Source organism: Phytobacter massiliensis JC163, assembly GCF_000321045.1.
Lineage (GTDB): Bacteria > Pseudomonadota > Gammaproteobacteria > Enterobacterales > Enterobacteriaceae > Phytobacter_A > Phytobacter_A massiliensis.
Genome location: NZ_HE578945.1, coordinates 830,690 through 855,700, shown reverse-complemented (window position 1 = coordinate 855,700; position 25,011 = coordinate 830,690). Strand labels below are relative to the sequence as shown.

The window sequence follows — 25,011 nt, the reverse complement described above, 5'->3', positions numbered from 1 at the left end:
CGCGAATCCCGTTCACGTCAAGAAAGACGCTGGCTTCAAGCGAGTCAGATGAGGATTTCCAGAACTCATAAAAACGGCTTTCGCCCTGCACCGGCAGTGGAATGGAGATTCGCCACTTTTTACCGTCCAGCGCCTGATACTCCGCCATCACGCCGATATAGCGCGCTTCCGGATTCGCATTCCCGGTGAGGGTTTTACTCAGTTGACCGGGCATCAGGAAAAATTCATCGCTGTCCAGCAGGGTGCCGCCGAGCGCGCTTTCCGCTTTATTCTGCAAAGACCAGAAATCGGCGGACATAAATGCCGCGTCGGATTTCAACAGCAGAACTCTCACCTTAAGCGGCGCGGAAGCATTGACCTGCGAGTGCGCCTGGAACTGGAGGGTATAGTTTGCAGGTTCGCTATGTGAAGCCTTTCCACAACCGCTGACCAGGGCGGCCAGCGCAAGGAACAACGCCAGCATGACCTGGCGTACCACGGTGTTCATCTTCATATTCATCGCTCATAACGGCGAGTTAATCGAGGATCCACGTACCTGAATTGCTGTTCTTACAGGCTTTACTGCTGCCATCAACAGTGACGCAGGTCTGCTTTTTACGCTGTTTTAAACGTGGCGTCTGTTCGCGTACGGTTTTGTCATACAGCTCGCTTTTCACTACCGCGCGCATCGGCACGTAGCCAATCAGCTCTTCCTGGCCTTCATCTGCCAGCGCCATCCAGAAATGTTCCACCTGGCCCAGTACGACGTAGGTTTTCCCTGCCTGCAGCTGACGGATCATTTTTCCGCCATAGTCCGGCTGAGTCATCAGCGACGCCGGGTACAGGGCACGGTAGTTTTCTTTGATTGGCTGGAACTCTTTCGGCGGCTTAACCGCATAGCGGTGGGTGAGCGTGACGCCGTTCACTTCACTTTGAACAATGGTGTCGTCGGTAACAGGCGGCGCTGAGGGACCTTTACATCCTGCGACCGCGAAAACGAAAAGAAAGGCTAATACATTGCGCATTTTCATAACGGTATTTTCCATTACATATATATTACTACGTGGAACTGGAACGTTTTAGAAAGCTGTATTTGATTCATTCAAAATCCATCTTTCCGCACCCTCAAAATCACCCATTTATTTATTTTCAGGCATAGCTACCGCACGAGCCGTTGCAGTAGCAAGGCAACCTAATACTAATTTTGTAAACATTTCGCGAATAAATATTACAGACGATACCATTAAATTCAATATCGCCAGCGGGCGTCGCAAAACGGAAAATTTTAATTTCAGGAAAAATAAGACAATTCTCAAGTAAAAATTTCACTTAAGTACTATGCATGTGCCTGTTATGCAAATCAATCACCTACAGCACCCATCCAATCTTAAATGCTGATAACTGTTGTCTTTTAACCCGCGAAAAGGGGGTGTAGAGCATAAACCCCATTTTTGGTTATAGGACTATTCCTAAAATTTTGATTGCAAATTTAGCACCCCTTAATATTGGTAGTTAATATCTTAACTAAACCATGTCGAATTAAGGGTTTTATTAAATAAGCCAGTATTAGCAGGCAAACAAAGCCATTATTAGCCAGCGCAAGTTGCCATCATTTAAGCCATGTGATCTGAGAAAAACAGACAAAGAGGAAAATTTTTCATTCGCCTTGAGGGAAATTCACGCACATTTTACAGTTAAGTGAAGCTAAAGGGTCATGCACTGCCATTTAAGATTTGCGTATGCCGCCGTTCGGGAAAGTGTCTACAGGTGCGCAAATTGGCACATCGACAACGCGCCGCGGTGGAAATTCGTCTAAGGTTTTCACAAGGTTGGTTGTAGCGGCCTGGCTTTTTACCCGCTAAGGAGAACAATAGATGACACTACCCGTTGTACGCCGTCACCGGGCGTTATGCTTCGCGTTGCAAATCGCCCTCGGCGGCGCCCTGATGTCGACGCTTCCCGCGGCGCTGGCGGAACAAGCGCAGACGCCTCAGTCCCCGGATATCCTGCTGGGCCCGCTCTTTAGCGATGTCCAGAGCGCGAAACTCTTTCCCGATCAAAAGACCTTTGCCGACGCCGTGCCGAAAAGCGACCCGCTGATGATCCTTGCGGATTACCGGATGCAGCGTAACCAGAGCAGTTTTGATTTGCGCCACTTCGTTAATGTCAATTTCGACGTGCCAAAAGAGGGGGAGAAGTATGTTCCGCCAGCGGGACAGAGCCTGCGTGAACATATCGATGGTCTGTGGTCTGTGCTGACCCGCACCACGGACAAAGCGGGCAAGTGGGACTCTTTACTGCCGTTGCCCGAATCTTATGTGGTGCCAGGCGGGCGCTTCCGTGAGGTCTATTACTGGGACAGCTACTTTACCATGCTGGGACTGGCCGAAAGCGGTCACTGGGATAAAGTCGAAGATATGGTGGCGAACTTCGCCTATGAAATCGATACCTGGGGCCATATTCCCAACGGCAACCGTACCTATTACCTGAGCCGTTCGCAGCCGCCCTTCTTTGCCTTTATGGTAGAACTACTGGCGTCGCACGGCGGCGATGAGGTGCTCAAAACCTATGCGCCGCAAATGGAGAAAGAGTACCGCTACTGGATGGAAGGGGCTGACGGTCTGCAAAACGGCCAGGCTAACAAGCGGGTTGTGCGGCTGGCGGACGGCGCTATCCTCAACCGCTACTGGGACGATAAAGATACGCCGCGTCCGGAGTCCTGGCTGGATGATGTCACCACCGCGAAAAATAACCCTAACCGCCCGGCAACGGAAATCTACCGCGATCTGCGCTCTGCCGCCGCCTCCGGCTGGGACTTTAGCTCCCGCTGGATGGATGACCCCAACCAGCTCGGCTCAATTCGCACCACCAGTATTGTGCCGGTGGATCTGAACGCCCTGATGTTCAAGCTGGAAAAAATGCTGGCGCGGGCCAACCAGGCCGCGGGCGACAGCGCCAAAGCCCAGCAATATGAAGCGCTTGCCTCCGCGCGCCAGAAAGCAATGGAAGCCAACCTGTGGAATGATAAAGAGGGCTGGTACGCCGACTACGATTTGAAAACGCAAAAGGTGCGTAATCAGCTGACCGCCGCCGCCCTCTTCCCGCTGTATGTTAACGCGGCGGCGCAGGATCGGGCGGCGAAAGTCGCGGCGGCAACCCAGGCGCGGCTGCTTAAGCCGGGCGGAATCGCCACCACTACCGTCAACAGCGGTCAGCAGTGGGATGCGCCTAACGGCTGGGCGCCGTTACAGTGGGTGGCGGTGGCCGGTCTGCAGAATTACGATCAGAAAAAGCTGTCGATGGACGTGACCTGGCGCTTCCTCTCCAATGTGCAGCACACCTACGACCGGGAGAAAAAGCTGGTGGAGAAATATGACGTTAGCTCCACCGGGACGGGCGGCGGCGGCGGCGAATACCCGCTGCAGGATGGTTTTGGCTGGACCAACGGCGTAACGCTCAAGATGCTGGATCTGGTCTGCCCGAAAGAGAACCCCTGTGACAGCCTGCCAGCGCAGCAGCCGGTGGCGCAAAGCGCGCCGCAGAAACAGGCCGCGCAGTAATAAAAAAACCCGGTGAGCGCCTCACCGGGTTTTTTATCAATTTCATGGTTAGCCGCGACGCAGCATCCGAAACAGCGCCAGTACGACAATCGCACCAATCACCGCCACGATAAAGCTGTGGAAGTCGAAGCCGGTGACATCACCGCCAAAGCCTAACGCCGTCGCCAGCCAGCCGCCCACAACCGCCCCCACAATACCCAGCAGGCAGGTCAGAATAAAACCACCACCGTCACGACCCGGCATAATCAATTTAGCAATAACCCCAGCGATGAGGCCAAAAACAATCCACGCGAGAATACCCATTTGTCTCCCTCCTGCTTAAACATCAAACAATCTCGCCCGCCCGTATGGCGGGGCGTGAATTGAGTATAGGCGATAATGAGAAAAGCGCTTCCCGCTCACAGACTTAGGCGGCAAAAGGTTTGGGCCGCCTGCGTCAGGCCGTCAGAAAAAATTTCGCTATTTGCCTTAAGAAATCCCCGTCGCTGCCGATAATGCAGCAAGACGGTCTGTCAGCGATCAAGGAGCCTTTTGGCGTGAGTAAGTACAGTGAGCAGTTCCTGAAGAAGAGTCCATTGGCCGTGCTTGGCGTGCTGCGTGATTTGCAGAAGAGCCAGGTGCCGGTGTGTATCAGCTGGACTGGCGGGCAGTTCATCAGCAAGATCCTTGAGGTCAACCCTGAGGCACTGATAATGGATTTCGGCAGCCAGTCGTTTGAGAACACCGCTGTTCAGCGCGCCGAAAAGGTGACGGTTACCGCTGAAACGCAGGGGGCGAAAGTGGAGTTTAGCCTGCCGAAGCTGCCCGGCGGCGAGTATCTCTCCCTGCCCGCTTTTATCGCGCCATTGCCGGACTCGCTGTGGTTTATTCAACGCCGGGAGTATTTTCGCATTAACGCCCCGCTCCACCCCGCCTACTTCTGCAAGGCCCGCATGCCGGATAAAAAGACCGAGCTGCGCTTTCGCCTCTTTGACCTGTCACTGGGCGGTATGGGGGCGCTGCTGGATGGCGCGGTGCCGGAAGGATTGCAGACGGGCATGCGTTTCAGCCAGATTGAGCTGGATATGGCCTCTGGGGGCAGTTCTATTTTGATGCGCAGCTGATTGCCATTGGCGAGCGAAAAGTGGTGGACGGGAAAAATGAGACCATTACCACCCCGCGCCTGAGCTTTCGCTTTTTAAACGTCAGCCCGGGAGTTGAGCGCGAGCTGCAGCGGATTATTTTTTCGCTGGAGCGGGAAGCGCGGGAGCGGGCGAACCGGGTGAGATGAGGGGTTTTCCCGGATGCGGCTAACGCCTTATCCGGGCTACGAAAAACATACCGCCGCACGGTTTGTTACCCGGATGCGGCTAACGCCTTATCCGGGCTACGAAAAGCATATCGCGGCACGGTTTGTAGCCCGGGTAAGCGACAGCGCACCCGGGATTTTTCCGGTACGCTTACATGGCGTCCATCGCCTTTTGCACCTTCCAGATATAGCGCGGCGCCTGCGGGGCCGGGTGATTCTCTACAACGTGGTCGAAGAATTCATCGGCGTCGAGGTCATTTATCTCGGCAATCGCTTTTTTGCGGTTGGATGAAAACGTGCGCAGCAGCGCGCCCGCGCCATTAACGTACGAAACCACCAGCGCATACTGCATCACCTGCGGGTCTTTAATTCCCGCCAGCGCACCGTGTTCCAGAATGCTCAGATAGGCCGCGCCCATGGAGATATTGCGCTCCGGGTTTTTCAGCTCGCTGGTGGAGGGCTGCCCGCTCCAGCCCATATGGCGATAAACCTCCCGCCCGGCGGTAGAGGCTTTAAGCTGCATCAGCCCGACGGCGTTGGATTTACTCACCAGGTTCGGATTGCCGCCTGACTCTACGGCAATCATGGCGGTAATTAACCGCGGGCTGACGCCCCAGGCCGCCCCTGCTTTTTCGCTAATCGGCATCCACTGCATTGCGCGTTTGACCGGCACTTCGGGGTTCCAGTCCGGTTTGCGGTAGTCCTGTTTCGAACTACAGCCCGCCAGCAGTACGACTAAAAAAGCAAACCATCTTAATTTCACACGCATTCCTTCTTTGCTGAACGCATCACTACGGATGACTTTGAACAGGGTTAGCGGCATGATAACCATTTCCGATCAGATGTCAGCAAGGATTTGCCATGTCGAGGTTTCATTTAATCGCCCCCTCCGGCTACTGCATTAATCAGGAGGCCGCCGCGCTTGGCGTGGCAAGGCTGGAGGCCGACGGCCACCGGGTGGATAACCGCCAGGTGATTGCCCGGCGCGACCAGCGTTTTGCCGGCGAGGACGGCGAACGGCTGAACGATATTAACGCGCTGGTGGAACTGACGGAGCCGGATACCATCGTGCTGCCGGTGCGCGGCGGCTATGGGGTAAGCCGTCTGCTTGATGCTATTGACTGGCAGGGTTTAACGCGCCGCCAGCAGGCGCAGCCGCTGCTGATTTGCGGGCACAGCGATTTTACCGCCGTCCAGATGGGACTGCTGGCGAAGGGGAACGTCATCACCTTTAGCGGCCCGATGCTGGCCGGTAATTTTGGCGCGCCGACGCTGGACGCCTTCACCATGGACCACTTCTGGCGCGCCCTGCGCCAGCCGGTTCTGCAGATTGAATGGCCGGGGGAAGGCCCCCGCTGCCGCGCCTCGGGAACGCTGTGGGGCGGTAATCTGGCGATGCTGGTTTCGCTTATCGGCACGCCGTGGCTACCGGCGATTAACGGCGGCGTCCTGGTGCTGGAAGACATTAACGAACATCCGTTCCGGGTTGAGCGGATGCTGCTGCAGCTTCTGCACTGCGGCATTCTGGCGCGGCAGAGCGCCATTGTGCTCGGCAGCTTTACCCACGCCAGGGAGAATGATTACGACGCGGGCTATACCCTGGAGACAATGATCGCGTACCTGCGCAGCAGGCTGGATGTGCCGGTGATCGCCGGGCTGGCGTTCGGTCACGAACAGCAAACCGTTACGCTACCGCTGGGGGCCCAGGCGGTGCTGACGCATAACGCGCGCACCACGCTGACCGTTTCCGGCCATCCGGTAATAAGTGCATAAAAAAATATTCATCATTCTTATAAATTTTTGCCCTTCTGCCGTTAAGATAGAAGAGTTTTCATCCCGGTGCCGCTCGTGGCGTTTGCCACGCGACGGGCGGATTTAAGCCGGACGTTGTTACGTCGAGAGGAGAAGCACGACATTGGATGCAGAGGCGGTCATCAGTCTGTTTATTTTGGGTTCGGTACTCGTAACCTGTAGTATTTTATTAAGTTCGTTTTCATCCCGTCTCGGTATACCCATTCTCGTTATCTTCCTTGCCATCGGCATGCTGGCGGGGGTGGATGGCATTGGCGGCATTCCCTTCGATAATTACCCCTTCGCCTACATGGTGAGTAACCTTGCGCTGGCCATCATTCTGCTGGACGGCGGGATGCGCACCCGGGCGAGTTCGTTTCGCGTGGCGCTGGGGCCCGCCCTGTCGCTCTCGACCATTGGGGTGCTGATCACCTCGGGCTTAACCGGCATGATGGCGGCGTGGCTGTTCCGTCTCGATCTGATGGAAGGCCTGCTGGTAGGGGCGATTGTCGGCTCTACCGACGCGGCGGCGGTTTTCTCGCTGCTGGGCGGCAAAGGGCTGAACGAACGCGTCGGCTCTACGCTTGAGATCGAATCCGGCAGTAACGATCCAATGGCGGTCTTTTTAACCATCACCCTTATTGAGATGATCCAGCAGCACGAGAGCGGGCTGAGCTGGATGTTTGCCCTGCATATCTTCCAGCAGTTCGGGCTGGGGATCGTGCTGGGGCTGGGGGGCGGCTACCTGCTGTTACAGATGATCAACCGTATCGTGCTGCCCGCCGGTCTCTACCCGCTGCTGGCCCTGAGCGGCGGCATTCTGGTCTTTGGCATCACCACCGCTTTGCATGGGAGCGGCATCCTGGCGGTCTATCTGTGCGGCTTTGTGCTGGGCAACCGGCCTATTCGCAACCGCTACGCCATTGAACAAAACTTCGACGGGCTGGCATGGCTGGCGCAGATTGGCATGTTCCTGGTGCTGGGGCTGCTGGTCACGCCGTCGGATCTGCTGCCTATCGCGGTTCCGGCGCTGATTCTGTCGGCATGGATGATCTTTTTTGCCCGCCCGCTGTCGGTGTTCGTTGGGCTGCTGCCGTTTCGCGGCTTTAATCTGCGCGAGCGGGTTTTTATCAGCTGGGTTGGCCTGCGCGGCGCGGTGCCGATTATCCTTGCGGTTTTCCCGATGATGGCGGGGCTGGAGCATGCCCGGCTGTTCTTTAACGTCGCGTTCTTTGTGGTGCTCATCTCCCTGCTCTTCCAGGGCACCTCCCTGACCTGGGCGGCTAAAAAAGCGAAAGTGGTCGTCCCCCCGGTGGGCAACCCCGTTTCCCGCGTCGGTCTGGATATCCACCCGGAGAACCCATGGGAACAGTTTGTCTACCAGCTGAGCGCCGATAAATGGTGCGTGGGTGCGGCGCTGCGCGATTTGCATATGCCTGCCCAGACGCGTATCGCGGCGCTGTTTCGTGACAATACCCTGCTTCACCCCACGGGGAGCACCCGGCTGCGCGAAGGCGACGTGCTGTGCGTGATTGGCCGGGAGCGCGATCTGCCCGCCCTTGGCAAGCTCTTTAGCCAGTCGCCGCCGGTGTCGCTCGACCAGCGCTTCTTCGGTGACTTCATCCTGGAAGCGAGCGCAAAGTTTGCCGACGTGGCCCTGATTTACGGCCTCGACGTGGGGCTGGAGTACCGCGACAATCAGCAGACGCTGGGTGAAATCATTCAGCAGCTGTTGGGCGCCGCGCCGGTGGTGGGCGACCAGGTGGAGCTCGCGGGCATGATCTGGACGGTGGCCGAGAAAGAAGAGAACCGGGTGCGTAAAGTCGGCGTGCGGGTGGCCGAAGACGAGAGCGAATAATTCTGCCCCCGGCGTCACTGCCGGGGCCAGAAGTTACACTGTCACAACGGGGACGCGCGGGGCCAGGGCGCACATCAGCTCATAGCCCACCGTCCCCGCCGCCGCGGCGACATCATCAATTTTAATCTCCCTGCCCCATAGCTCCACCGGCGTACCGATTCCCGCCTGGGGGCACGGGGTTAAATCCACCGCCAGCATATCCATAGACACGGTGCCGACCGTGCCTGTGCGCACGCCGTCCACCAGCACCGGAGTGCCATCCGGGGCATGGCGCGGATAGCCATCGGCATAGCCCGTCGCCACGATGCCGATCCGCTGCTCGCCGCGAGCGGTGTAGCGCCCACCATACCCGACCCGATCCCCTGCTTTCAGCGTCTGGACGCCGATGATTTCACTGCTCAGGGTCATCACCGGCTTGAGTCCGGCGGTGGCGATATCCTGCCACTGCCCGGAAGGGGAAGCGCCGTACAGGATAATACCGGGGCGCACCCAGTCGCCGTGGGACTGCGGATGCCAGAGCGTCGCCGCTGAGTTAGCCAGCGAGCGCGAGCACGCCAGCCCCTCAGTCGCCTGGAGAATCTGCGTCATCGCCCGCTCGATGCCATCCGGTTTTTCCGCCTCGGCAAAGTGGCTCATCAGCGTCATATCCCCGACGTTTTTCAACCCGCGCAGCTGTTGCCAGAGGGTTTGCGCCCGCTCCGGCAGAAAGCCCAGCCGGTTCATCCCGCTGTTGATTTTCAGGTAGACATCGAGCGGAGCGTGAAGCTGGGCGTCCTGTAACGCTTTGAGCTGCCAGTTGCTGTGGACCGTCGTGGTGAGGCGGTATTTATCAAACAGCGGCAGCTCGTCTGCGTGGAAGAAGCCCTCCAGCAGCAGTATCGGCCCCTTCCAGCCGCGCTCTCGCAGCAGGATAGCCTCCTCCAGATTGAGCATTGCGAAGCCATCCGTGGTTTCAAGCCCTCGCCAGACGCGGTCAAGACCGTGGCCGTAGGCGTTGGCCTTCACTACCGACCAGACGCGGCTGCCGGGCGCTGCCCGCCGCACCACCTGCAAATTCTGCCGTAGCGCATGGAGGTCAACCGACGCCAGTACAGGACGAGACATACCTTCTCCTTTTAGTTTTGCGCGCCGTGAAGCTGACGGGCGGGTGTGGGCGAGAAACCCGGCAGGTAGCGCGCCACGCTAAGATCTTCCCAGGGAATAGCAGGCGTGCGCCCGGAGATCAGATCGCTGATAAGCTGCCCGGAGCCGCAGGCCATTGTCCAGCCGAGCGTGCCGTGACCGGTATTCAGCCACAGGTTCTTAAACGGCGCGCGGCCAACGATCGGCGTACCGTCCGGGGTCATGGGCCGCAGGCCGGTCCAGAAGGTCGCCTGTTCGATATGGCCGCCGGAGGGGAAGAGATCCTGCACCACCATCCGCAGCGTCTCCCGACGCGGTTCGCGTAACTCGGTATTAAAGCCGACTATCTCCGCCATGCCGCCAACGCGGATACGCTTATCGAAACGGGTAATCGCAATTTTGTATGTTTCATCGAGGATAGTTGAAACCGGGGCCCCTGCCTCATCCGCAATGGGTAGAGTCAGTGAATACCCCTTAAGGGGATAGACGGGAATATCGACGATGCCTTTGAGCATGGCGGTGGAATAGGAGCCAAATGCCATCACATAGGCATCTCCTTTGATCACCTCGTCGCCGCACTTCACGCCATAAATCCTGTCGCTTTCATACAGCAGGCGGTCGACCTGGGTATTGAAGCGGAAGTTGACGCCGTTGCGGGCGGCCATCTGCGCAAGCTGCTGGGTGAAAAGCTGGCAGTCGCCGGTCTCGTCATTGGGCAAACGCAGGCCGCCGCTGAGCTTATGCGCGACCTGGCCCAGCGCCGGTTCCACCTCTGCCAGCCGGGCGGACTCCAGAAGCTGATACGGAACACCCGCCTCCTGCAGGACGGCAATGTCGCGGCTGGCGTTGTCGTACTGCTCAGCGGTACGAAACAGCTGCAGCGTTCCCCCCTGTCGCCCTTCGTAGGCAATGTTGGTGCTCTCCCGCAGCAGCTTAAGGCAGTCACGGCTATACTCGGCGAGACGCACCATCCGTCCTTTGTTTTCCATATAGTGGCGGGTGTCGCAGTTGCGCAGCATCTGCCACATCCATTTTAACTGGAAGGGGGTGCCGTCGAGGGCAATCGCCAGCGGCGCATGGCGCTGGAACATCCATTTTATCGCTTTTAACGGCACGCCCGGCGCGGCCCAGGGGGCAGCATACCCCGGAGAGATTTGACCGGCGTTTGCGGCGCTGGTCTCAAGCGCGGGGCCAGGCTCCCGCTCTATGACCGTGACGTCATGTCCCGCCTGAGACAGATACCAGGCGCTGGTGATCCCCACCACGCCGCCACCCAGAACAACTACTCGCATAGCTCGCTCCCATGAGTAAAGCACAATCATCTGATTACAAATTGATAACTCAGATGAAAATGTTATTCAACATATGCCTTTTTTATGGTGATGGTTCTCACACCTTTCAGAAAACAAAGGCGTTGTGGGATTTAGCATCTCCTGCTGCCCGACTTTTTGTTGCAGCATAAAAAACCAGAAACAGCGCTGTTTTTCAGCAAAAGTTGAGGGGATGTGGTGAAGAAAAGCGCCTGCGTCGCGTACAGTTTTTAACAACTGTTCTATGCTTGAAATGAGACTTTCCATCCAGAGAGAGTCGCAAACAATGAGGGCGCGCTAATGGCTACGATTGACTCCATGAACAGGGACGCATTACGTCTGAGCGATGGACCTGACTGGACATTCGATCTGCTGGATATCTATCTGGCGGAGATCGACCGGGTGGCGAAACTCTACCGGCTGGATACCTATCCGCATCAGATTGAGGTGATTACCTCTGAGCAGATGATGGATGCCTATTCCAGCGTCGGGATGCCGATTAATTATCCTCACTGGTCATTCGGTAAGAAATTTATTGAGACCGAGCGGCTCTATAAACATGGTCAGCAAGGGCTGGCGTACGAAATCGTCATCAACTCCAACCCCTGTATCGCCTACCTGATGGAAGAGAACACCATTACCATGCAGGCGCTGGTGATGGCGCACGCCTGTTACGGCCACAACTCGTTTTTTAAAAATAACTACCTGTTTCGCAGCTGGACCGACGCCAGTTCGATCGTCGATTACCTGATTTTCGCCCGCAACTATATTACCGATTGCGAAGAGCGCTACGGCGTGGAAGAGGTAGAGAAACTGCTCGACTCGTGCCATGCGCTGATGAACTACGGCGTTGACCGCTATAAGCGGCCGCAGAAAATCTCTCTGCAGGAGGAGAAAGCGCGGCAGAAGAGCCGGGAAGAGTATCTGCAAAGCCAGGTCAACATGCTGTGGCGCACCCTGCCCAAGCGCGAAGAGGAGAAGACCGTCGCCGAAGCGCGCCGCTACCCTTCTGAACCGCAGGAGAACCTGCTCTACTTTATGGAGAAGAACGCGCCGCTGCTGGAGCCGTGGCAGCGGGAGATTTTACGTATCGTGCGTAAAGTCAGCCAGTATTTCTACCCGCAGAAACAGACCCAGGTGATGAACGAGGGATGGGCCACCTTCTGGCACTACACCATTCTCAATCATCTTTATGACGAAGGGAAAGTGACCGACCGCTTTATGCTGGAATTTCTTCACAGCCACACCAATGTGGTGTTCCAGCCGCCCTATAACAGCCCGTGGTACAGCGGTATCAACCCTTATGCGCTGGGCTTCGCCATGTTCCAGGATATCAAACGAATCTGTCAGTCTCCCACCGAGGAAGATAAGTACTGGTTCCCGGATATCGCCGGCTCCGACTGGCTGGAAACGCTGCACTTTGCCATGCGCGACTTTAAAGATGAGAGTTTTATCAGCCAGTTTTTATCGCCGAAAGTGATGCGTGATTTCCGCTTTTTCACCGTGCTGGACGACGATCGCAATAACTACCTGGAGATTGCGGCAATCCATAACGAAGAGGGCTACCGCGAGATCCGCAACAAACTGTCTGCGCAGTACAATTTAAGCAATCTGGAGCCGAACATTCAGGTGTGGAACGTGGATTTACGCGGCGACCGTTCCCTGACGCTGCGTTATATTCCCCACAACCGCGCGCCGCTCGATAAGGGACGCCGGGAGGTACTTAAGCATGTGCACCGCCTGTGGGGGTTTGACGTGCTGCTGGAGCAGCAGAATGAAGATGGCAGCGTGGAACTGTTAGACCGCTGCCCGGCGCGGCCAAACGCGCTGTAAGACATAGCCCGGGTAAGCGTGAGCGCACCCGGGATTTCCCCGGATGCGGCGTTGCCTTATCCGGGCTACACCTTCTCAGTAAACCCGGAAGACGTTTTACCTTAACGGCCGCTAATGGTGAGATCCCCTGGCAGGGTCTTATGCATATTGTGCCAGATCTCGCCGCTGTCATGGCCGTAACGGCGCACCGTTTCGTACACCTGGTCATGCAGACCGTTCTCGCATATCTCTCCCAGCCGATGATAAAAGCCCAGCGCCAGGCTGCGCGCTTCCGGGCTGGCGAAATAGTGACGGCCAATGCGGGTGTAGAGGCCCTTCATCCCGTTGAGGATCAGGCCATAGATAGGGTTGCCGGAGGCAAACGCCAGCCCGCGGAAAATGTTGTAATCAAGCTCGGCGAACGCGTCGGCATGATCTTCCACTTGCCGGGCGCTGGCCAGCACCGCCAGCGCGTCGTCGGGGTGCTGACGAAAGGCGGTGCGGATGAAAATGGTGGCAATATTGGTACGCACAGAGAGCAGATTATCAATCAGCTGCGGCACGCTCTCGTGGTCCAGGCGCGCCAGCGTTTCAAGAATATTAAGGCCGGACGTTTCCCAGAAATTGTTCACTTTGGTGGGTTTGCCGTGCTGAATGGTCAGCCAGCCATCGCGCGCCAGGCGCTGAAGCACCTCACGCAGGGTAGTACGAGTGACGCCAATCAGTTCGGAGAGTTCGCGTTCAGCCGGAAGGATCGATCCCGGAGGGAAACGATTATTCCAGATACTTTCAATAATATACTCTTCCGCGAAACCCGCCGGGCTCTGCGCCTTAATCACCATAGAAACATTTCCATTAAACAGCTAAGCATAGATAACTCATCATACCAGACGCCATCAATGCCAGATAGCGCGACGTTTGCACAAAAAGTGGATCGCCGTTTCATTTTTGACATCGAGTCATACAGAAACGCTCGCCACCTCATCCTCATTAATGCATATTCTGTATGCGTATTATGCGTATAATGCAATTTTGCTAACTTTTGACGGGGAAGGAAGTCTGTCGTGGATATCTCTTTTCAGCGCGCCCTGTGGCGTAATTTTTTAGGCCAGTCCCCGGACTGGTACAAACTGGTTTTAGTGCTGTTTCTTGTTATTAACCCGCTAATTTTTATCATTAATCCCTTTGTCGCTGGCTGGCTGCTGGTGGCAGAGTTTATCTTTACCCTAGCAATGGCGTTGAAATGTTACCCGCTGTTGCCTGGCGGCCTGCTGGCGATTGAGGCTGTCGCCATCGGAATGACCAGCGCCGCGCATGTTCGCAACGAGCTTGCCGCCAACCTTGAAGTGCTGCTGCTGCTGATGTTTATGGTGGCGGGCATCTACTTTATGAAGCAGCTGCTGCTGTTTATCTTTACGCGTCTGCTGTTAAGCATTCGCGCCAAAACGTTGTTGTCCCTCGCCTTCTGCTTCGCCGCGGCGTTTCTCTCCGCGTTCCTCGACGCCTTAACCGTGGTCGCGGTGGTGATAAGCGTCGCGGTCGGCTTCTACGGCATCTACCACAAAGTCGCCTCATCGCGCCCGGAAGGGGATATGCTGGATGACAGCGATATGGATGAAGAGCGCAAGAATGTTCTGGAACAGTTCCGTAGCTTCCTGCGTAGTCTGATGATGCATGCCGGGGTTGGCACCGCGCTTGGCGGGGTGATGACGATGGTTGGCGAACCGCAGAACCTGATTATCGCCAAGGCCTCGGAGTGGAAATTTATTGAATTCTTCCTGCGCATGGCCCCTGTCACCGTACCGGTCTTTATTTGCGGCCTGCTGACCTGCTATCTGGTCGAAAAATTCCGTCTGTTCGGTTATGGCGCGCAGCTGCCAGACGCGGTGCGCAAAGTACTCCAGGATTACGACGATAAGAGCCGTCAGCAGCGTACCCGTCAGGATAAAGTGCGTCTGGTGATGCAGGCGCTGATTGGCATCTGGCTGATTGCCGCGCTGGCGCTGCACCTTGCTGAAGTGGGGCTGATTGGCCTGTCGGTGATTATTCTTGCCGCCACGTTTACCGGCGTCACGGATGAACACGCCATCGGTAAAGCGTTTACCGAGTCCCTGCCCTTCACCGCGCTGCTGACGGTCTTTTTCGCCGTGGTGGCGGTGATCATCGACCAGCATCTGTTCGCGCCGATTATTCAGTATGTGCTACAGGCCTCTTCCGATGTGCAGCTCACGCTCTTTTATCTGTTTAACGGCCTGCTGTCGTCCATCTCCGATAACGTCTTTGTTGGCACGGTCTACATCAACGAAGCGAAAACGGCGCTGGAACAGGGCGTGATTTCCGCGCAGCAGTACGAAATGCTGGCGGTCGCCATCAACACCGGCACCAACCTGCCTTCGGTCGCTACGCCAAACGGCCAGGCGGCGTTTTTGTTCCTACTGACCTCGGCGCTGGCACCGTTGATTCGCCTCTCTTACGGGCGAATGGTATGGATGGCCCTGCCCTACACCATCGTACTGACCTTGATTGGCCTGCTGTGCATCAACACCACGCTTATCCCCTACACTGAGTGGCTGACGCAGCTTGGCGCGCTCACCAACAGCGTTCATTAAGGGATCACGCCGGGCGCTTTGCCGCCCGGTTTGACTTTCCGCAGAATAAGTCTCCGATTACGCTATATTTTTGACGAGACCGGGTGGCGAGCGGCACGATTTCGTTTACACTGCGCTTTCTAAGCATGTCCCAGGGAAATGATTATGTTGCGATATCTGAACAAGTGCTCTCGCGGGCGCGGCGCCTGGCTGTTGATGGCGTTGACCGCACTGGCGCTTGAGCTGACCGCGCTGTGGTTCCAGCACGTCATGCTGCTGAAACCCTGCGTCCTCTGTATTTATGAACGTTCTGCGCTCTTTGGCGTAATGGGGGCCGGTCTGGTTGGAGCCATCGCGCCGAAGACCCCGCTGCGTTACGTTGCGATTGTTATCTGGCTTTACAGCGCGTTTCGCGGTATCCAGCTTACCTATGAACATACGATGATTCAGCTGCACCCTTCACCGTTTCAAACCTGCGATTTCGCCGCCCGGTTTCCGACATGGCTGCCGCTGGATAAATGGCTGCCGCAGATTTTCGTCGCCTCCGGCGACTGCGCTGAGCGCCAGTGGGAGTTCCTGTCGCTGGAGATGCCGCAGTGGCTGCTGGGGATCTTCATCGCCTATTTCGTTGTGGCCGTTCTGGTGCTGATTGCCCAGCCGTTCAAACCCAAAAAACGCGATCTCTTTGGCCGCTAATTGCCGCCCGTAAAAAAGCCGTTTCGCTGGTTACGCGAAACGGCTTTCCCCGCCTTCTCTGCTTTTCCGAACGCGCTGTTTACTGTGCCCAGTCGGGCTTGTTCAGGATGTGATCCTGCCAGTCACGAACCTCAGACTCTTTCACCGCAATGTGGCGCACGGTGATGCGCTGTTTGTGCATCATCTCTTTTGAGCCCGCGCGCAGAGGGTGCCAGACAGGAAGCGGCTTACCCTCCGCCAGCAGACGGTAGGCGCAGGTTTGCGGCAGCCACTCAAAAGTAGGCAGATTATCGCGGGTTAATTTAATGCAGTCTGGCTCGAACTCGAAGCGGCGCTCATAGTTACGGCACTGGCAGGTTTTGATATTCAGCTGACGACAGGCGACGTTGGTGAAGTAGATTTCATCGGTGTCTTCGTCCATCAGCTTGTGCAGGCAGCACTGTCCGCAGCCGTCACACAGCGACTCCCACTCTGCGTCGGTCATTTGCTCAAGCGTTTTGCTTTGCCAGAAAGGGGTATCGCTCATAAATCTGTCGCTCTATAAAACCAGGGAGCACCTTATAACCAGTCTGGCATGGGGATGCAAGTTTTGCCGCCCGGAAGCGGCGGCAAATATGTTACAGGACACGAGTAGAGAGCGATAGCCCGTTGAAGCTGATCTCTAATTCGTCGCCGCTGTGCAACGGGCCAACTCCTTCCGGCGTGCCGGTCAGAACGACATCCCCGGCCCGCAGCGTGAAGAAACGGCTCATGTAGGCGATGAGGGGAACGATTTTATGAATCATATCCGCCGTCGTGCCCTGCTGGCGGACTTCACCGTTGATTTTCAGCCCCAGCGGGGTGTTCTGCGGATCGTCCTGGAACTCTGCCGCCGGGATAAAACCTGAAACAGGACAGGCGTTATCAAAACCTTTCGCTTTCTCCCAGGGCTGACCGGCTTTTTTCATCTGGCCCTGAATGTCACGCAGCGTCAAATCAAGCGCGACGCCGTAGCCCGCAATCGCTTTCTGGACGTGATCTTCCGTGGCCTGACGCAGGGTAGCGCCAATCAGCACCGCCAGTTCAACTTCGTGATGCACCGACCCCAGCCCCTGAGGCAGCACCAGTGGCTGGCGCAGATCGCATAGCGCGGTTTCCGGTTTAATAAACAGTACGGGTTCGTCCGGAGTGGCGCTCCCCATCTCTTTAATATGTTTCGCATAATTGCTGCCAACGCAAACCACTTTACTTACCGGATAGTCCAGCAGCGCGCCCTGCCAGTTATGATGTTGATACATGTTTTCCCCTCAGTAACGCATTGAACAAACACGAAAATGACTATCCGCGCCCGCTGGCGGTTTGTCAAATGGCGGAAGGGGAATTGCACAATGAAGAAGGAGAAACGGGAAGCGGAATCGATCCGCCTCCCATAATGCTATCGCGGGTATCAGACATTGCCTAAATGTTGTTTAAGCAAATCCTCCGGCGGTGGCGGAATTTGCAAATAATAGCCCTGATTTTTTAGCGCTTCTTTGACTTTTTCCAGATCGGCATTGACCAGTTTTTTACGCCCGTCGAGGGGTAATATCATTGCCAGCTGCGGCTGACCGAAGCTTTTCATTAATTCTTCAGGAACGCGGGAAAAATCGTCTTTTTTTTCGACATAGAGATAAGTCTGGTCGCGACGGGAACTCCGGTAGATCACACAAAACATAATTTTACTCTGAATTAATGGGTGGTTACTTGCCTCAATATAATAGTGACTATAACATGCCTGATAGTCTTCGGAATATCGTCCAATGAAGGGGCGATAATAGCAAAATGAGTAAGGTCAGGATGTCAAACGCGCCCATCGAGCTAAAAGGCAGTAGTTTTACCTTATCAGTGGTTCACTTGCATGACGCACAACCCGAGGTTATTCGCCAGGCGCTGGAAGACAAAATCGCTCAGGCTCCCGCTTTTTTAAAACATGCTCCTGTTGTTATTAATGTGTCGGATCTCAATGGCCCGGTTAACTGGCCGCAGATTCAGCAAATCATTCTGGCTACGGGGCTGCGCGTCGTCGGCATCAGCGGCTGTAAAGACAGCGAACTGAAAGCGGCAATTGAACGCGCCGGGCTGCCGCTGCTTACCGAAGGAAAGGAGAAGCCGCGTGTCGCCCCGGTGCCGGAAGTTGCGGCCCCGGTTGTTGCTCAGGTCACAAAAACGCGGCTTATTGACGCCCCGGTACGTTCCGGCCAGCGGATTTATGCGCCAAATTGTGATTTGATTGTAGTAAGCCACGTCAGCGCCGGCGCAGAGTTAATCGCCGACGGCAATATTCATGTTTACGGCATGATGCGTGGACGCGCGCTGGCGGGCGCGAGCGGCGATAAAGAAGCGCAAATATTTTGTACTCACCTCACGGCGGAGCTGGTCTCCATCGGTGGGGTTTACTGGCTGAGCGATCAAATCCCGGCCGATTTCTATGGCAAAGCGGCGCGTATGCAGATCGAGGGCGACGCTTTGACTATTCAACCATTAGATTAAGCCCTTTTAACAAGGAATTACTATGGCACGCATTATTGTTGTTACTTCGGGTAAAGGGGGCGTCGGTAAGACCACCTCCAGCGCGGCCATCGCAACTGGTTTGGCCCAGAAGGGAAAGAAAACCGTCGTTATCGATTTTGATATCGGCCTGCGCAACCTTGATTTGATAATGGGATGCGAGCGCCGTGTGGTTTACGATTTCGTTAACGTGATTCAGGGCGATGCGACGCTTAATCAGGCACTCATCAAAGATAAACGCACCGAAAACCTCTACATTCTTCCGGCTTCGCAGACGCGCGACAAAGACGCGCTGACCCGCGAAGGGGTAGAAAAGGTGCTCGATGAGCTGCAGAAGATGGATTTTGATTTTGTCATTTGCGACTCTCCGGCAGGGATCGAGACCGGCGCGCTGATGGCCCTCTATTTCGCCGATGAGGCGATCATCACCACTAACCCTGAGGTCTCTTCCGTTCGCGACTCCGACCGTATTCTTGGCATTCTGGCGTCTAAATCCCGCCGCGCCGAAAATGGCCAGGAGCCGATCAAAGAGCACCTGCTGCTGACCCGCTACAACCCGGGGCGTGTAAGCAGAGGCGATATGCTCAGCATGGAAGACGTGCTGGAAATTCTGCGCATTAAGCTGGTCGGCGTGATCCCGGAAGATCAGTCAGTCCTTCGCGCATCCAACCAGGGGGAACCGGTCATTCTGGATACCAACGCCGATGCGGGCAAAGCGTACGCGGACACCGTTGACCGTCTATTAGGAGAAGAACGTCCTTTCCGCTTCATTGAAGAAGAGAAGAAAGGTTTCCTCAAACGCCTGTTCGGAGGATAAGTTATGGCTTTACTCGACTTTTTTCTCTCACGAAAAAAGAACACCGCCAGCATCGCTAAAGAGCGTCTGCAGATTATTGTCGCGGAGCGTCGTCGTAGCGATGCCGAACCGCATTATTTACCGCAGCTTAAGCGCGATATTCTGGAAGTCATTTGTAAATATGTACAAATTGACCCGGAAATGGTTTCAGTTCAGCTGGAACAGCGCGGGGACGATATTTCAATTCTGGAACTTAACGTCACCCTCCCCGAAGCGGAAGAGACAAAATAACGCCAGGCGAACCACAGCGATCCAGGTAATAAAAAAGGCAGATATTTTCTGCCTTTTTTGTTGGTCGTCGAAATAAGCACTGTATTTATTTACAGTTAATGACGTGGATATTCATCCAGTAATTTCCGCAACGCCTCAGCCATTAATTCACCCCGCCAGCCGCTAATTAATTCCGGCAGGCCTGATTGCGGTTTTAATTGCCAGTGCCAGTTCAGCAGCTGGTTAATTTGCCTGCGGGAAGCAAGCAGCTCGGCGCTAAGACCGCTGGTTTCGCTCACGCGCTGTACCAGCGCTTTGATCTCTTTAAAGGCTTTGCGATAGCCCGGCATATCCATCAGGTTTAGCAGCGGCTCCGGCAGCGCATCATCAGGAAGCGCCTGTGCCTGCGCCACCAGCGCGAGCAGGGTTTTACCGTGGAAGCGGATTTCGCTGCCGGAAAGCCCCAGGCTGTCCAGTTCACCCATGCTGCCGGGCATATAGCGCGCTACCGCCCACAGGTGCTCTTCCCGCACCACAAAGTTAACCGCCAGATCGCGCTCGCGCGCCTTGCGTAAACGCCAGTCCGCCAGCAGGCGCAGGCAGGCCAGCTGGCGGGTGCGCAGCTGCCACGCGTTGGTGATGTCGCGCCACGCCTCTTCCGGGGCGAGGGTTTCGCTACGACGCTGCATCATCAGGCGGCACTCATCCAGAGCGGCGGGCAGCTGCCCCGCCTGCTCCGTCTCCGCCAGCAATTTACGGGCGATGGGCAGCAGGTACCAGACATCGGCGGCGGCGTAGACGCACTGACGTTCGGTCAGCGGGCGCGCCAGCCAGTCAGTGCGTGATTCGCTCTTATCCAGCGCGACGCCGCTGTACTCCTCAACCATCGAGGCAAAGCCCCAGGAGAGCGGCCGTCCGCAGAAGGCGGCAAGGATCTGGGTATCGATCATCGGCTGGGGCATCACGCCGAAGGCATTGAGAAAGACCTCCAGGTCTTCGCTGCCGGCGTGGAGAAACTTAATCACGTGCGGGTTGCAGATAAGATCGCGAAACGGCGCCCATTCGGTGATGGTCAGCGGGTCGATAAGCGCGGTGCGCTCCCCGTCAAAGAGCTGAATAAGGCCCAGCTGCGGATAGTAGGTACGGGTACGGACAAATTCGGTGTCAAGGGCCACAGCGTCCACGCTGGAAGCGGCTTCGCACAACGCCGCCAGCGCGTCGTTGGTCGTGATCATCTGGTAATTCAAATCATTTTCTCTTTAGTTTGCGCCCATAAAAACGCCGGATTAACCGGCGTCGGGCGACTAACGCATAGCTCAGGCTTTATTGTCTACTTTGCCGCGGGCTTCGTCACGCAATTCTCGTCGTAAAATTTTGCCAACGTTGGATTTTGGCAGCTCGGTGCGGAATTCCACCCGCTTCGGCACTTTGTAGCCCGTCAGCTGGCGGCGACAAAAGGCGATGAGCGCCTCTTCCGTCAGCGAGGCATCTTTCTTCACCACGAAGATTTTTACCGACTCGCCGCTGGCCTCAGAAGGCACGCCCACCGCCGCCACCTCCTGCACGCCATCATGCTGCATAACCACGTCTTCGATTTCGTTGGGGTAAACGTTGAAGCCGGAGACCAGAATCATGTCCTTTTTACGATCGACGATACGCATAAACCCTTCGTCATCCATTACCGCGATATCGCCGGTGCAGAGCCAACCGTCTTTGATTATCTCATCGGTGGCCGCCGGACGCTGCCAGTAGCCCAGCATCACCTGCGGCCCTTTGACGCACAGTTCCCCCGGTTCGCCGGGCGCGACTTCGTTGCCGTCATCGTCCACCAGCTTCACCTCGGTAGAAGGCACCGGCAGGCCAATGCTGCCGCTGTGGTAGTCAATATCGTGGGGGTTAACGCTGACCAGCGGCGAACACTCCGTCAGGCCGTAGCCCTCCAGCAGGTACTGCCCCGTCAGCTTGACCCAGCGCTCGGCAACCGCCTGCTGTACTGGCATACCGCCACCGGCGGAGAGATGCAGCGTCGAAAAGTCGAGCTTGTGGAAATCATCGTTATTCAGCAGCGCATTAAACAGGGTGTTGACGCCGGTCATCGCCGTGAAGGGGTATTTCGCCAGTTCTTTCACCAGCCCCGGAATGTCGCGCGGGTTGGTGATTAACACGTTTTGCCCGCCAAGCTCAATAAACAGCAGGCAGTTCATGGTCAGCGCGAAAATATGGTAGAGCGGCAGCGCGGTGATCACCAGCTCTTTGCCGCGGTGCAGCAGCGGCCCGTAGGTGGCGTTAACCTGTTCGAGGTTAGCGAGCATATTGCGATGGGTAAGCATCGCCCCTTTCGCCACGCCGGTGGTGCCGCCGGTGTATTGCAAAAAGGCCAGATCGTCGGTGGTGACTTCCGGTTTGATGTACTGCTGACGATAGCCCTGCTGTAGCGCGCGGCGAAACGAGATGGCGTCCGGCAGGTGGTATTTGGGTACCAGCCGCTTCACATATTTGACGACAAAGTTAACCAGCGTCCCTTTTGCCGGGGAGAGCTGGTCGCCCATGCGGGTCAGGATAACGTGGCGCACCTGGGTTTTGTCGACCACCTTTTCCAGGGTATGGGCGAAGTTCGAGACAATGACGATTGCCGACGCGCCGCTGTCATTAAGCTGGTGTTCCAGCTCGCGCGGGGTGTAGAGCGGGTTAACGTTAACCACGATCATTCCGGCGCGCAGAATGCCGAACAGCGCCACCGGATACTGCAACAGGTTCGGCATCATCAGCGCCACCCGGTCGCCCTTTTGCAGCCCCAGCCCCTGCTGAAGATAAGCGGCAAATGCCCGGCTGCGCTCCTCCAGTTTGCGGAAGGTCATCACCTCACCCATGTTGACGAACGCAGGCTGATCGGCGTAACGCGCCGCCGCGTTTTCAAACAGTTCAACAAGGGACTGGTAACGATCGGGATTGATTTCCGCAGGCACGTCGGCGGGATAACGGTTAAGCCAGACCTTCTTCAATGCATCACCTCTGAAATGGGAATTCGTCGTCATCACAACCCCTGTTAATAAACAAACTGTTAACATTATATTAACTCAGCGTACCAGTTTATTAATTGCGCAAATTGCAGGTTGCGAAGCGCGTCACTAATTATTTTTTTATGGCGTAAGAAACAGAGAAACAGCGGACCCGCCGCTGTTTCTTTTATTAATATTAACAAAGGGTTACTCAGTAACGATGGTCTGCACCTGCGCCGGGCCGGGGTTATACCAGCCCCAGCCGCCATAGCCGTAGCCCCACGGGCGCGGCGGCCCCCACATCCACGGATCCATGGGCTGCGGCGGCAAAACCACCTGTTTGGTGACGTGCCAGCGCTTATAGCCGTCGGCACGGATAACTACGAAACGATAAGGCGCGCTGCCGATTTTGCCGTCCACGGTGCCGACGATCGGCCCGACAACGGTGACCAGCTGCTTGTTGAAGTCGACCGGGTCAAGGAAACCATTCACCTCGGCATAGATACGCCCGATGGAGGCTTCCCGCAGTACCGGACGCGCGCCGCTGTCCAGGGGCATGGCGGCGATTTCCAGACGGGTTTTGCCCTGCTGGTTTTCTACTTTCACGACGCGCCCGCCAAAGCGTGCTTCCTGACCCACGTAAAGCTGCGGCGCATTCAGCACGCGCACTAAATCTTCCTGCGGGGTGGCGCTGGTGCCTTTAATGGCATCCGGCACGGAGACGCAGCCGCTCACTACCGCAACTACCGCCGCCGCCAGTAACCCGCGCAACACCTTTTTTTGACTCGCCATTATGCGACTCCTCAACTCAGCCTGGTAATACTGAGATTCATTCCCGGCCCGGAAGTTTCTTCCATGCCACTTCGTTGCGCAAATAAACCGGCTCCGCCTGTTCCACCGCGACCGTCTGATTCAGGCGTAGCAGGTGCAGCGCGAGGGGCAACATATCTTCCGCTTCAGGAAGCGAAACGCCGCCGTCAACCAGATCCAGCGAGCTTTCGGCGCCCATCTCCGGCCACGCCTGCCAGCCGGTGCCCACCGTCGCCCATGTGCCGGAGAGCTGCGCTAAGCGCGCCGCTACGGCTTCCGGCTTGAGCACCGCTTCGCTCTCTTCGCCGTGCCAGACGCCGCGCTCATCGCGCTGGTACTCCGCCCAGTACACTTCCCCCATACGGGCGTCGATAGCCGCCAGTACGCGGGTGGCGCCGGTTTTGCGCCATGCTCCCTGCGCCATCGTAGCCAGGGTAGAGACGCCAGCCATCGGCAGAGATGCCCCCAGCGCCAGCCCCTGCGCAATGCCAATGCCAATGCGCACGCCGGTAAAACTGCCCGGTCCGCGGCCAAAGGCCAGCGCGTCAAGTTCAGCAAGCGAAACGCCGCTTTCGCTGAGAATATCCTTCACCAGCGGCAGAATGCGTTGCGTATGTTCACGAGGGCAGAGTTCGAAGTGGGCAAGCGTGCTGCCGTCGTTGTAGAGGGCGACGGAGCAGGCTTCGGTGGCTGTATCAATGGCCAGAATTCGCATGGGTTTTCGCAGTCCCGGTAAAACAAAATGGCGCGCATCTTAACACAGTTTGCGGCAAATTACTCCGTCGCGGAGGCGGCAAGAAACGCGACCGCTCGCGTAATATCCCGGGTTCGCGGCGCAGGCGGCAGGCTGGAGAGGAACACCGCGCCGTAAGGGCGCATCACCAGACGGTTATCGCAAATCACCAGCACGCCACGATCGTCAACGTCGCGGATGAGTCGCCCCACCCCCTGCTTAAGGGTGATAACCGCATCGGGAAGCTGCACCTCGTCAAAGGGATCGCCGCCGCGCAGACGGCAGTCTTCCATACGCGCCTTGAGCAGCGGATCGTCCGGGGAGGTAAAGGGCAGCTTGTCGATAATCACCAGCGACAGCGCGTCGCCCCGCACATCCACCCCTTCCCAGAAGCTGCTGGTCGCCACCAGCAGGGCATTGCCCGCGGTGACGAACTGGTTCAGCAACTGGCCTTTGCTGGTTTCCCCCTGCAGCAGCACCGGCAGGGTCATGGTGGCGCGAAACTGCTCCGCCAGGCCGCGCATCATGGCGTGGGAAGTACAAAGCATAAAACAGCGGCCATTGTTGGCTTCGATAATCGGTTTTAGCATCGCCGCCAGCTGACGAGCGGCGCCGGGCTGATTGGCCTGCGGCAGATTGCGCGGCACGCAGAGCAGCGCCTGGCGGGCATAATCGAAGGGGCTGGGCAGCAGCAGCGTTTTGGCCTCTTCAATACCCAGCCGGGCGGTGAAGTGGTGCAGATCGTCGTTCACCGACAGCGTGGCCGAGGTAAATATCCAGCTGCCGCTCTTTTGCGCCATAACCTCTTTGAATTTGTCGGCGACGGTCAGGGGCGTCAGCGCGAGGGTGAAGTGGCGGGAGGTACACTCATAC

At 56.7% G+C, this 25,011-nt stretch carries 24 protein-coding genes and 1 pseudogene; 10 read left to right on the top strand and 15 right to left on the bottom strand.

The genetic code is table 11. From position 1 onward, the window contains the following. Positions 1-493: type VI secretion system lipoprotein TssJ (gene tssJ, locus ENTHG_RS04330; RefSeq protein WP_044178974.1), on the bottom strand; the 493-nt coding region annotated here is incomplete at its 3' end. A 22-nt stretch (positions 494-515) separates the two neighbouring features. Beyond that, on the bottom strand, positions 516-1,010 hold the full coding sequence (locus tag ENTHG_RS04325; protein ID WP_044174009.1) for a hypothetical protein: 495 nt from the start codon (positions 1,008-1,010) through the stop codon (positions 516-518). An 843-nt stretch (positions 1,011-1,853) separates the two neighbouring features. Here ENTHG_RS04325 and ENTHG_RS04320 point away from each other — a divergent pair. Beyond that, entirely contained in the window at positions 1,854-3,539 is a 1,686-nt protein-coding gene (locus ENTHG_RS04320; protein ID WP_044174003.1) for an alpha,alpha-trehalase, read from the top strand. Between the two features lie 48 nt (positions 3,540-3,587). Here the strand turns inward: ENTHG_RS04320 and ENTHG_RS04315 are convergent, their stop codons facing one another. Further along, complete coding sequence (locus ENTHG_RS04315) at positions 3,588-3,842, bottom strand: GlsB/YeaQ/YmgE family stress response membrane protein (RefSeq protein ID WP_044174000.1); 255 nt, start codon at positions 3,840-3,842, stop codon at positions 3,588-3,590. Positions 3,843-4,075: 233 nt separating this feature from the next. On the opposite strand from ENTHG_RS04315, the pseudogene ycgR reads away from it, so the two are divergent. Further along, positions 4,076-4,809 (top strand): annotated as a pseudogene (gene ycgR / locus ENTHG_RS04310) (flagellar brake protein YcgR). Between the two features lie 169 nt (positions 4,810-4,978). On the opposite strand, the gene emtA reads toward ycgR, so the two are convergent. Then, positions 4,979-5,590, bottom strand: coding sequence for a membrane-bound lytic murein transglycosylase EmtA (gene emtA / locus ENTHG_RS04305; RefSeq protein ID WP_044178971.1), 612 nt, complete (start codon positions 5,588-5,590; stop codon positions 4,979-4,981). A gap of 98 nt (positions 5,591-5,688) precedes the next feature. Here emtA and ldcA point away from each other — a divergent pair, with 98 nt between their 5' ends. Both ldcA and ENTHG_RS04295 read left to right on the top strand, forming a co-directional pair. Further along, positions 5,689-6,600, top strand: a complete 912-nt coding sequence (gene ldcA / locus ENTHG_RS04300) for a muramoyltetrapeptide carboxypeptidase (RefSeq protein ID WP_044173997.1) — start codon at positions 5,689-5,691, stop codon at positions 6,598-6,600. Between the two features lie 142 nt (positions 6,601-6,742). Beyond that, a complete protein-coding gene (locus tag ENTHG_RS04295; protein WP_044173994.1) occupies positions 6,743-8,476 on the top strand; it encodes a potassium/proton antiporter in 1,734 nt (577 codons plus the stop codon). A 33-nt stretch (positions 8,477-8,509) separates the two neighbouring features. Here the strand turns inward: ENTHG_RS04295 and dadX are convergent, their stop codons facing one another. Both dadX and ENTHG_RS04285 read right to left on the bottom strand, forming a co-directional pair. Beyond that, positions 8,510-9,580 (bottom strand): catabolic alanine racemase DadX, encoded by a 1,071-nt coding sequence (gene dadX, locus ENTHG_RS04290; protein ID WP_044173991.1) that lies wholly within the window; start codon positions 9,578-9,580, stop codon positions 8,510-8,512. Positions 9,581-9,591: 11 nt separating this feature from the next. Beyond that, complete coding sequence (locus ENTHG_RS04285; protein ID WP_044173989.1) at positions 9,592-10,890, bottom strand: D-amino acid dehydrogenase; 1,299 nt, start codon at positions 10,888-10,890, stop codon at positions 9,592-9,594. Positions 10,891-11,208: 318 nt separating this feature from the next. On the opposite strand from ENTHG_RS04285, the gene ENTHG_RS04280 reads away from it, so the two are divergent. Further along, a complete protein-coding gene (locus ENTHG_RS04280) occupies positions 11,209-12,741 on the top strand; it encodes a SpoVR family protein (protein ID WP_044173984.1) in 1,533 nt (510 codons plus the stop codon). 101 nt (positions 12,742-12,842) lie between these two features. Here the strand turns inward: ENTHG_RS04280 and fadR are convergent, their stop codons facing one another. Continuing rightward, positions 12,843-13,562 (bottom strand): fatty acid metabolism transcriptional regulator FadR, encoded by a 720-nt coding sequence (gene fadR / locus ENTHG_RS04275; protein WP_044173972.1) that lies wholly within the window; start codon positions 13,560-13,562, stop codon positions 12,843-12,845. 222 nt (positions 13,563-13,784) lie between these two features. Between fadR and nhaB the strand changes: the two genes are divergently transcribed. Together nhaB and dsbB are read left to right on the top strand one after the other, a co-directional pair. Then, on the top strand, positions 13,785-15,329 hold the full coding sequence (nhaB, locus tag ENTHG_RS04270) for a Na(+)/H(+) antiporter NhaB (RefSeq protein WP_044173963.1): 1,545 nt from the start codon (positions 13,785-13,787) through the stop codon (positions 15,327-15,329). A gap of 144 nt (positions 15,330-15,473) precedes the next feature. Continuing rightward, positions 15,474-16,004 carry a disulfide bond formation protein DsbB gene (gene dsbB / locus ENTHG_RS04265; RefSeq protein WP_044173949.1) on the top strand — a complete coding sequence of 177 codons (531 nt, stop codon included), beginning with the start codon at positions 15,474-15,476 and terminating at the stop codon, positions 16,002-16,004. 79 nt (positions 16,005-16,083) lie between these two features. Here dsbB and ycgN read toward each other — a convergent pair whose 3' ends face one another. The 3 genes from ycgN to ENTHG_RS04250 all read right to left on the bottom strand — a co-directional run bounded on the left by ycgN (position 16,084) and on the right by ENTHG_RS04250 (position 17,697). Further along, the gene (ycgN, locus tag ENTHG_RS04260) at positions 16,084-16,530 is read right to left on the bottom strand and encodes a cysteine cluster protein YcgN (RefSeq protein ID WP_044173936.1); all 447 of its coding nucleotides are present in this window, start codon (positions 16,528-16,530) and stop codon (positions 16,084-16,086) included. 91 nt (positions 16,531-16,621) lie between these two features. After that, a complete protein-coding gene (locus ENTHG_RS04255) occupies positions 16,622-17,281 on the bottom strand; it encodes a fumarylacetoacetate hydrolase family protein (protein WP_044173935.1) in 660 nt (219 codons plus the stop codon). Positions 17,282-17,430: 149 nt separating this feature from the next. Continuing rightward, the gene (locus tag ENTHG_RS04250; RefSeq protein ID WP_044173932.1) at positions 17,431-17,697 is read right to left on the bottom strand and encodes a YcgL domain-containing protein; all 267 of its coding nucleotides are present in this window, start codon (positions 17,695-17,697) and stop codon (positions 17,431-17,433) included. Positions 17,698-17,819: 122 nt separating this feature from the next. Here ENTHG_RS04250 and minC point away from each other — a divergent pair, with 122 nt between their 5' ends. Genes minC through minE form a run of 3 tightly spaced genes read left to right on the top strand, consistent with a single transcriptional unit; the run spans position 17,820 to position 19,617 of the window. After that, the gene (minC, locus tag ENTHG_RS04245) at positions 17,820-18,512 is read left to right on the top strand and encodes a septum site-determining protein MinC (protein WP_044173930.1); all 693 of its coding nucleotides are present in this window, start codon (positions 17,820-17,822) and stop codon (positions 18,510-18,512) included. Between the two features lie 22 nt (positions 18,513-18,534). Next, a complete protein-coding gene (minD, locus tag ENTHG_RS04240) occupies positions 18,535-19,347 on the top strand; it encodes a septum site-determining protein MinD (RefSeq protein ID WP_044173928.1) in 813 nt (270 codons plus the stop codon). A 3-nt stretch (positions 19,348-19,350) separates the two neighbouring features. Then, complete coding sequence (gene minE / locus ENTHG_RS04235; protein ID WP_044173924.1) at positions 19,351-19,617, top strand: cell division topological specificity factor MinE; 267 nt, start codon at positions 19,351-19,353, stop codon at positions 19,615-19,617. 95 nt (positions 19,618-19,712) lie between these two features. On the opposite strand, the gene rnd is transcribed toward minE, so the two are convergent. The 5 genes from rnd to ENTHG_RS04210 all read right to left on the bottom strand — a co-directional run. After that, a complete protein-coding gene (rnd, locus tag ENTHG_RS04230) occupies positions 19,713-20,831 on the bottom strand; it encodes a ribonuclease D (RefSeq protein WP_044173921.1) in 1,119 nt (372 codons plus the stop codon). Positions 20,832-20,912: 81 nt separating this feature from the next. Beyond that, positions 20,913-22,598 carry a long-chain-fatty-acid--CoA ligase FadD gene (fadD, locus tag ENTHG_RS04225; protein ID WP_044173919.1) on the bottom strand — a complete coding sequence of 562 codons (1,686 nt, stop codon included), beginning with the start codon at positions 22,596-22,598 and terminating at the stop codon, positions 20,913-20,915. Between the two features lie 204 nt (positions 22,599-22,802). Continuing rightward, positions 22,803-23,387 carry a Slp/YeaY family lipoprotein gene (locus ENTHG_RS04220; protein WP_044173916.1) on the bottom strand — a complete coding sequence of 195 codons (585 nt, stop codon included), beginning with the start codon at positions 23,385-23,387 and terminating at the stop codon, positions 22,803-22,805. A 37-nt stretch (positions 23,388-23,424) separates the two neighbouring features. Continuing rightward, positions 23,425-24,120 (bottom strand): tRNA (adenosine(37)-N6)-threonylcarbamoyltransferase complex dimerization subunit type 1 TsaB, encoded by a 696-nt coding sequence (gene tsaB / locus ENTHG_RS04215; protein ID WP_044173913.1) that lies wholly within the window; start codon positions 24,118-24,120, stop codon positions 23,425-23,427. A gap of 59 nt (positions 24,121-24,179) precedes the next feature. Then, a partial coding sequence (locus ENTHG_RS04210) for an ATP-dependent DNA helicase (RefSeq protein ID WP_044173911.1) occupies positions 24,180-25,011 on the bottom strand: 832 nt, incomplete at its 5' end.